General features: G+C 40.3%; 9 protein-coding genes. All 9 read left to right on the forward strand.

Going from position 1 to position 9,190, the window contains the following annotated elements; genetic code table 11:
- Window positions 1-379: 379 nt before the first annotated feature.
- The 9 genes from cas3 (at window position 380) to cas2 (ending at window position 8,899) form a co-directional block, all read left to right on the forward strand.
- Window positions 380-2,692, forward strand: a complete 2,313-nt coding sequence (gene cas3, locus KA369_19620) for a CRISPR-associated helicase Cas3' (GenBank protein MBP7738194.1) — start codon at window positions 380-382, stop codon at window positions 2,690-2,692.
- Between the two features lie 21 nt (window positions 2,693-2,713).
- Window positions 2,714-3,451, forward strand: coding sequence for a type I-C CRISPR-associated protein Cas5 (gene cas5c / locus KA369_19625; GenBank protein ID MBP7738195.1), 738 nt, complete (start codon window positions 2,714-2,716; stop codon window positions 3,449-3,451).
- A gap of 2 nt (window positions 3,452-3,453) precedes the next feature.
- Complete coding sequence (locus KA369_19630; protein ID MBP7738196.1) at window positions 3,454-5,424, forward strand: type I-C CRISPR-associated protein Cas8c/Csd1; 1,971 nt, start codon at window positions 3,454-3,456, stop codon at window positions 5,422-5,424.
- Window positions 5,425-5,437: 13 nt separating this feature from the next.
- Window positions 5,438-6,355: a type I-C CRISPR-associated protein Cas7/Csd2 gene (gene cas7c, locus KA369_19635; protein MBP7738197.1), complete on the forward strand. Its 918-nt coding sequence runs from the start codon at window positions 5,438-5,440 to the stop codon at window positions 6,353-6,355.
- A gap of 69 nt (window positions 6,356-6,424) precedes the next feature.
- The gene (locus KA369_19640) at window positions 6,425-6,658 is read left to right on the forward strand and encodes an addiction module protein (GenBank protein MBP7738198.1); all 234 of its coding nucleotides are present in this window, start codon (window positions 6,425-6,427) and stop codon (window positions 6,656-6,658) included.
- A gap of 23 nt (window positions 6,659-6,681) precedes the next feature.
- Entirely contained in the window at window positions 6,682-6,948 is a 267-nt protein-coding gene (locus tag KA369_19645; GenBank protein MBP7738199.1) for a type II toxin-antitoxin system RelE/ParE family toxin, read from the forward strand.
- Entirely contained in the window at window positions 6,948-7,583 is a 636-nt protein-coding gene (cas4, locus tag KA369_19650) for a CRISPR-associated protein Cas4 (GenBank protein ID MBP7738200.1), read from the forward strand. The genes KA369_19645 and cas4 overlap by 1 nt, the downstream gene beginning before the upstream one ends.
- On the forward strand, window positions 7,567-8,598 hold the full coding sequence (gene cas1c, locus KA369_19655) for a type I-C CRISPR-associated endonuclease Cas1 (GenBank protein ID MBP7738201.1): 1,032 nt from the start codon (window positions 7,567-7,569) through the stop codon (window positions 8,596-8,598). The genes cas4 and cas1c overlap by 17 nt, the downstream gene beginning before the upstream one ends.
- Window positions 8,599-8,608: 10 nt before the next feature.
- On the forward strand, window positions 8,609-8,899 hold the full coding sequence (gene cas2, locus KA369_19660; GenBank protein MBP7738202.1) for a CRISPR-associated endonuclease Cas2: 291 nt from the start codon (window positions 8,609-8,611) through the stop codon (window positions 8,897-8,899).
- Window positions 8,900-9,190: the final 291 nt, after the last annotated feature.

Below are 9,190 nucleotides of genomic sequence, written 5' to 3' on the forward strand. Positions count from 1 at the left end.
ATGAACGCTACTGTTGTTTGTTCGCTTTAAGGCGATGGTATTAAGAGCATTTCGCTTTTCGCTCCGGAAGGCCCATCCTGGGCCATCCTCGCGACGCGGCGCCTCCTGCGCCGCGACGTCCGGTTTACATCAGCCTTTCTCAAATCGCTGAATTCCACCCAGTTTTACGACAAATTATTATACATTCTGTTGTGCGATGAGTAGAAAATGACTTTACTTTTGAACGCCATTCATCAGGATTATGGCGGGTAATACATAAAAATAGCACTAAACGGATGTTGATGTCAGTATTTGTCAGGGTGGGTGTGGTATATTGTAGTGAATCCCTATAAATTTATAATTCGACTTCTGGCGCATAGTTCTCAATAGGAGATCGATTGTGAGCAATGATAAATTTTATGCGCATTCAACAAATGCACATGATAAATCGGATTGGCAATTGCTTGAAAAGCATCTTTCGGAGGTTGCACAATTATCAAGTAAATTTGCTAAAAATTTTGGAGCAGAAAAATGCGGATGGTTGGCTGGTCTACTGCATGATTTAGGAAAGTATACGAATGAATTTCAGGACTATCTGGAACGTAGTCAGAGGGGCGAAAAAGTAAAACGTGGTAAAGTTATTCACGCCTTGCAAGGAGCTAAGTATATAGAGAAAGAAATTAATGATCATGTAATTGCTGATATCATCGGAAATGTTATCTCGTCTCATCATGGAGGTCTATTTGACAATATTACCGATGGGGAAAGGACCTTATCGCTTAAAACTAATAAAAATGAAGATGTTCTTCATTATGCTGAAGCCATCAATGAATTTAGTCCCTTGATTGAAGAAGCTGAATTAAAAAAGGAAATTCTGTTTTTTTGTAAGAAAAGCCAACAGAGGGGATTCAGTCTGCTTTTTATGCTTCATCTTCTTACGAAAATTATTTATTCAAGCGTTGTCGATGCAGACCGATGTAATAGTGCAGGCTTCAAAATTACTGATGAAATTCCTGATTGGTTAAAGCTTAGTCAACAATTGGATGATTATCTATCAGGTTTTTCAGGGACAAGTGATCTTGATAAAATCCGAAGTAGGATATCGGAACAGTGTCGGCAAGGTGGTGGTCGGGAGCCGGGTATTTACACCCTGTCTGTTCCGACAGGTGGAGGAAAAACATTGTCAAGTTTGCGTTTTGCGTTGGAGCATGCAAATGCGCATAAGTTTAAACGTATTATTTATGTTATCCCTTATTTGTCGATACTTGATCAAACTGCTGCCAAGATACATGAAATTTTTACAGATGAAAATAATGAATTAATTTTTGAACATCACTCTAACATCGAACCGCCGGAAGATGATGAAGAAGAGGAAGAATACCGGTTGCTGTCATCGCGATGGGATAGTCCAATTATTTTGACCACAATGGTTCAGTTTTTAGAAACAATATACAGTAATAAAGCATCGAAACTACGCAAGTTTCACAATATGTCGGAAACAGTTTTAATATTTGATGAAATCCAGGCTTTGCCTCTAAAGTGCATGCATTTGTTTAATGATGCAGTCAATTTTCTGCAAACCTTCAGTAAATCAACCATTTTGCTTTGTACGGCAACACAGCCGCATCTTCATAAAACGGAGCGCCCTGTGTTATTATCAGATAATCCGGATATAGTAAGTCTTACCCCGGATGAGTTGAAAATATTTGAGCGAGTTAATATTGAGGATAGAACCAAAACGGTAATGGATTATGAACAAATTGCTGAGGTGGTTAAAAGTCAAATTATGCAAGGGAAAAGCACTCTTGTCATACTGAATACTAAAAGTGATGCCGCTGGTGTTTATGAAAAGTGTAAATCTATCGAATGCGAAAAAGCTTTTTTAACAACAGACCTGTGTTCAGCTCATCGCCTGGATATTCTTGAGCGATTACGAAAAAATTTAGACCCAGAAACAAAACGGATAACCGTGTGTGTAAGCACTCAACTGATTGAGGCTGGTGTTGACATTTCGTTTGATTGTGTAATTCGTGCTGAAGCGGGTATGGACAGCATTATTCAAGCAGCCGGCCGATGTAACCGTAATAATGAGAATTCGATACCGCAGACTGTTTTTGTTATTGATGTTAAAGATGAAAGGCTTTCTCGGCTGCCAGAAATTAAAGAAGGTAAAAATGTTACCAAAACAGTATTCCATGAAAAACAAGGCACTAATCTTTTAAGTGATGAAGTTATTAACTCATTTTATAATTATTATTTCTACAATCAAAAAGATAAATTTGATTATTATGCTAAAAACAATAAAACAACAATCTACAATTTACTTGATAGCAATACATTAGGAACGGTTGCTTACAAGAATCATAAAAATTCAAATTATACTGGTTTGCCCTGTGCGTTTCAGACAGCAGCAGAAGAGTTTTCGGTAATTGACGGTGCTCAGATAGGTATAGTGGTTTATTATGGGGATTCACAGAAACTTATAAATGATTTCGAGCACACTAATAATTTGAAAGAAAAAATTAGAATTTTAAAACAATTACAGAAGTATACTGTTTCTGTTTACTCAAACTCAGAAAAGCTAAAAAAACTTAATGAATCACATGCAATTAGGTCTGTAGACGATTCATTTTATCTTTTGAATTCAGAATACTATGATGCGAACGAGATGGGTTTGTTGCTTGAAGCCAATTTACCGTTCCTCGTAGTATAAGGTATTAATTGAGGTGTTAGCATGGATAAAAAAAGGAATTCAGTAGAGTTAAAAATCATGGGACGATATGCAATGTTTGCGGATCCGATCACTCGGGTTGGTGGAGAGAAATTTTCCTATCAAATACCGACTTACCAAGCAATCAAGGGTATTCTTGAGAGTGTGTATTGGAAACCGACATTTATTTGGTATATCGATGCTGTTCGGATAATGAAAAAAATTCAGACAGAATCTAAGGGTATCAAGCCAATAAAGATGAGTGGGGGGAACGATCTATCTTTCTATACATATTTGAAAGATGTCGAGTATCAAGTTCTTGTCCATTTCGAGTGGAACGATCAGCGCCAAAATCTGACTGGAGACCGTGACGAAAATAAGCATCACAATATCGCAAAACGCAGTATAGAAAGGGGGGGGAGGCGTGACATCTTTCTCGGCACGCGGGAATGCCAGGGATATGTTGAGCCTTGCTTTTTCGGTGAAGGTATAAGTTTTTACGATAACTATGGAGAGCTGGATTTAGGCGTCATGTTCCATGGATATGATTATCCCGATGAGACAGGGAATGATGAGCTTGGCGTTCGTTTCTGGAGGGCAAAGATGGAAAATGGTATTATAAAGTTCCCTATGCCGAAAGATTGTGAACCTTCATTGCGGCGGTTTATTCGAAAAATGACAGCAAAGGAATTTGAAAACAATCGGAACTTTTTATTTATTGATGAGGATTCCAATGTTGCGGATTTATTATTGGAGGAATAATTATGGGATTTTGGCAAAATTTAGTAGATAGTTATGAAAAGAATGCTGATGCGTTACGTATAATCTATCCGCTTTCGACAACTTCAATAACCAATAATGGAGACATGATTGGCATAATCGTTATTGATGGGAAAGGGAAATTAATACGTACCGATAAAATTGAAAAACGGTCAGATAAAATCAAAAAAAATATTGGGACCCATCTAGTCAATATTACTATACCGGTGACAGAGGAGAGTATTGGGCGATCAAGCGGTCCTTCCCCACACCCGGTATTTGATCAATTTGAATATCTTAAAGGAAATGGGAAAAAATATGATCTCTATATCGATCAATTGAAAGATTTTGCGAAATCAGATTATGCAACAGAAAAAATAAAAGCAATTTATCTATATGTTGCAAAAAAAACTGTTGCCTCTGATCTCGAGAACTTGAGGTTAAAAGACAAAACATTCCTCGTTTTTCAGGTTGAAATCTCGGGTAGCCCACAATCTAAAGCATGGGAAGATGAGATGGTTTTTAACGCATGGCACCAATATTATCTCGATATTAAGAAAAAACGTGCTGAAGAGAAAAAATTGGCTGAAAGAAAACTGGCGGGTGAAGCAAATTTGTCTTCAGATGAAAAGAGACATTTAAAAGAACTGATAGAACTCAAAGATGTGATATCATTGGACTATATTACAGGCGGTGATCTTCAATCTGTTGCTTGTTTCCACCCAAAAAAAATTTCAAACGCTTCGGCAAATTCAAAACTTGTATCTGATAATGATAAGATAAATTATACATTCCGTGGCAAGTTTGAAGATTCATCACAAGCTGTATCGATTGGATATGAGACATCGCAAAAAGCTCACCAGTTTCTGCGGTATCTTATCAATGATCGAGGGTACTACTGTGGAGAGCAGGTGATTTTATCTTTTACGATTGGTACGATCAGTAAATTATTGCAACCACCGCTTGACGAGGAAAGTATTTGGGCTCTTTTCCAGGGAGACATAAAAAGAACAGATGGTGATCTCAAAATAAATCTGCGTGCAGATTCTGGATTTGATTATGCCGAAGCTTTGCGGAAGTCTCTCGATGGTTTTAAATACAAAGATTCATTACAACAACATGCTAAAACGGCTGTAATAGCGTTGGATGCGGCAACACAAGGCCGTCTTTCCATAACTTTTTATCGTGAATTAGATCGAACCGAGTATCTCGAAAAAATAGCAGATTGGCATGAGGGCTGCAAATGGAATCAACAGTTTTGGGATAATGAAAACAAAAAATATGTTCCTTACACGGGAGCGCCGTCAGTGGATAAAATAATTGAGGCAGCCTATGGAAAGCCCCGCGGAGGGAGTGATGAGAGTTATACGAAAATAAAAAAAGCAGCCAGAGAGCGGTTGCTCCGTTGTATTTTTGATGGAGCCATCCTACCGAGGGATTATGTGGTGTCGGCTGTTCGGAGGGCTTCTAATCCTTTAAGCATCACAAAGAATAATAAATTTGATCGAAAAAGTTTCGGAGAAATTATATCAACAGCGTGTGCATTGGTGCGTAAAGATTATAAACAATACAAAAAGGAGGAATTAAAATTGAGTATTGAATTAAATCGAACAGACCGCAATTATCTTTATGGCAGACTGCTTGGCGCGGCGGATAAACTGGAGGAGTTTGCGCTTTATAAACAGGAAAATGATCGAGTGGTTACTGCCGCAATCAGACATATGCAAGCATTTGTCCAGCGCCCATACAGAACCTGGCAAACGATACATGGTTGCTTGAATCCGTATATTCAGAAAGTTAAGGGGAGTTTTGCATTCAATGAAATTCAATTTGTAACACAACTATTTGAAAATGGTGAATTCGAAAAAGATAAACCCTTAAGTGGATTATATTTGCTCGGGTATTACCATGAGCGTGATTACATTGATCAATTAGCTAGGACCGCTGGTGACAAAAAGAAATCCATAAATAAGTAAAAGGAGAATGACAATGACGGACAGTAAAGCGCTTAAAAACAAAATCGATTTTGCAGTGATTATTTCAGTAAAACGGGCTAATCCGAACGGAGATCCTTTAAACGGGAACCGTCCGCGTCAAACATATGATGGTTTCGGTGAAATTTCCGATGTATGTCTTAAACGAAAGATGCGTAATCGTCTACAAGATATGGGTGAATCAATTTTTGTACAGTCCGATGACAATCGTGCTGATGATTTCCGTTCACTTAATGACCGATTCAAGAATGCGAAAGAAAAGTGGGATAAAGAATTTAAGGAAAAAAATAGAAAGTCTGATAAAATACGAGACAATGCTTCTGAAGAATGGTTTGACGTGAGAGCTTTTGGACAAGTTTTTGCTTTTAAAGCAAAGAAAGGCAAAGATGGGGACGATACAGAAGATAATTCAGATGCTGTGTCTATAGGAATTCGCGGTCCAGTAACAATCCAGAGCGCGTTCAGCATCGAGCCGATAACGCCGGATAGTCTACAAATAACAAAGAGTGTCAATCTGGAAACTGAAAATAACCCGGATAAAAAATCTTCAGACACGATGGGTATGAAACACAGGGTTGATAAAGGTGTTTATGTGACTTTTGGTGCAATTAACACACAACTTGCCAGCAAGACAGACTTTTCTGATGCTGATGCGGAAAAAATCAAAGCGGCTTTGAAAACTCTGTTTGTAAATGATGCGTCTTCCGCTCGTCCAGAAGGCAGCATGGAGGTAGTTGAGGTAATCTGGTGGAAACATAATAACAAAAATGGACAGTATTCATCGGCAAAGGTCCATCGTTCCTTGGAGGTTAAACTGAAAGATGAGCAAAAAGAACCTGAAAGTATAAGTGATTATGATATAATTCTCAATCCATTGGATGGATTAAATCCTGAAATAATTCCTGGCCAATAATGATTAAATTGTTTGATTTTATTAGAAAAAAAGAATTATATTATTAAATGCAAGGAAAAGGAGACGCCTATGACACAAACTGCACAAAAAATACTTGAGGAGATCAAATTACTTTCTCCAATTGAACGGGTTGAATTAATAGACAAAATATATAAAACCTTCGATCCGGAAACCGATCTTGAAGTAGAAAAAGCCTGGGTCGAAGAATCTGAACGTCGCCTTGCCGACTACAAGAGCGGTAAATCTACCGTTATATCTGAAGATGAAGTATTTTATCGCATCGAAAAAGACGGTAAAAAATGAAGATTTTTTTTCTGGAAGAATCTTTGGATGAATTCGCCGGGGCTGTAGAATACTATAACTCCGAACGTCCCGGTCTTGGGTTCGAATTCGCCGCCGAGGTGAGGAATGCTTTGAACAGGATAAAAAAATATCCAGATTCATGGCCTGCTGTCACGGAAAATATCATGAAATGCATTATAAATCGTTTTCCTTTCGCTGTTCTTTATCACAGGGAAGATGATCGCATCGTTATTTTGGCATTAATGCATATGAAGAGAAAGCCCGGATACTGGAAAAAGCGGACTGAATAATGTACACCGACGATGACTTCATCCAACTCTCTTCATTGCAGCATTACATGTTCTGCCCTCGGCAATGCGGGCTGATACATGTGCATGGCCTATGGGAAGAGAACAGGTTCACCGCCAGGGGGAGGGTGCTCCATGAACGGGTCGATTCTGGAGAGGAGGAGACTCGTGGTTCGGATCATGTCGTCCGCAGCCTGAATATCTACAGCAGGGAATACGGGCTTTCCGGCAGGGCCGATGTGGTTGAATTCAAGGATGAACAGGGCGTCATGAGGCCTTTCCCGGTTGAATATAAATCGGGAAAACCGAAAACGGATGAGAGGGACCTGGTGCAGCTCTGCGCCCAGGCTATCTGTCTTGAGGAGATGACAGGAGTCCATATCCCTGAAGGAGCGTTGTTTTATGGAAAAACACGGCACAGGGTCAAGGCCTTGATGACTGAAGAATTAAGAAAGATAACCATCGATGCCATAGGCGCTGTTCATGATATGATAAGATGTCGATCAGTCCCAGCCGGTGAATATCAAAAAAAATGCGATACTTGCTCGCTCAATGACGAATGTATGCCGAAACTCGGTGAGCGAAAAATAAAGCGTTTTATTGAAGGATTGTTCATAACCGATGAAGCGTCATCTTAACACATTGTATATTTCATCACCGGACGCATTTATACGTAAAGAGGGTGAAACATTTGTCGTCGAATTGGACGGCAAGAAAGCGTTACAGGCGCCGGCTGCGACAATCGAGAATATCGTATGCTTCGGCTTTAAACCAGTCACACCGGCCCTCATGGCATTCTGCGCCGAGAATAATATCGGCATAAGCTATCTTTCAAGGACCGGACGGTTTCTGGCTCGCGTGTACGGTGAGCAAAAGGGCAATGTGCTTCTCAGGAAGGAGCAATACGCAATCTCTGATTCCAATGAGCGTTCCATGAAGATAGCGAAAAACATCGTCGCCGCTAAAATCGCCAACAGCCGAAACCTCCTCCAGCGTCATATACGAAACCATGGCGCTGAATCCGATTGTTCATCTATAGAGCAGTGTGTCAGAACACTGGCGTCGAATCTCTCTAAAGTCGAACATACCTCAAATCCAGATGAATTGCGGGGCTATGAGGGTGAATGCGCAGCCTTGTATTTCGGCTGTTTCAATTCCATGATAACATCACAAAAAGAAGACTTCGTGTTCAAGGGCAGATCAAAGAGGCCGCCCCTGGATAATGTCAACGCCCTGCTGTCCTTTGTATATATGATACTGGTGAACGATATCAGGTCAGCCCTTGAAACGACTGGCCTCGATCCTCAGGTGGGCTTTTTCCACAGAATACGTCCTGGACGGCCGAGTCTTGCCCTTGATATCATGGAGGAATACAGGGCGTACATAGCCGACAGGGTTGTTCTGAATCTTATCAACCTGAACCAGGTGTCAAGGGACGATTTCGAGAAAAAGGAAACGGGAGAAATAAGGCTAAGCGACAAGGCGCGGAAGGAAGCAATAATCGCATACCAGAAAAGGAAAGATGAAGTGATTACGCATCCCCTTCTTGAGGATAAAACAACCATCGGCCTTCTTCCGCATATCCAGGCAATGCTGCTGGCCCGTTATATCAGGGGAGATATCGGCGAATATCCTCCTTTCTACATCAAGTGAGGTGACGATAATGATGGTCCTCGTGTCATATGATGTTTCCACTATAGACGGTCTTGGGAGGAGGCGTCTTCGCCTTGTCGCGAAAGAATGCGTCAATCATGGCATAAGGGTTCAGAAATCGGTCTTTGAATGCAAGGTAGATCCAGCAAAATGGGAGCTTTTTAAAGCAAAGCTGTTGAAATTATATAATCCCGGCGAGGATAGCTTGAGATTTTACTTCCTGGGAAGCAACTGGAAGCGCCGTGTGGAGCATCACGGCATTAATGCCCCTGTGGAGCTGGATGAGCCATTAATCGTCTAGCGCTAACCGGATGCTATCTATATTATATTGGGTGGATAGCGGAAAACTTTCTACTATATTACAAATAATCATTTTAATGATCTTTGAAAACATTATGCCAAAAAGTTTTTGTTTAGCGGTTTTGGATTATTAACTGCTGGAATTATCAGCAGTTAGAATATATACAGTCGCGCCCCATGCGGGCGCGTGGATTGAAACTCGAGCCATTGCCAGACGTTCCCGGTCATATCATAGTCGCGCCCCATGCGGGCGCGTGGATTGAAACATCGAGATAACCAAGCTTGCCCAGGA

The organism is Spirochaetota bacterium (assembly GCA_017999915.1).
Taxonomy (GTDB): domain Bacteria; phylum Spirochaetota; class UBA4802; order UBA4802; family UBA5550; genus RBG-16-49-21.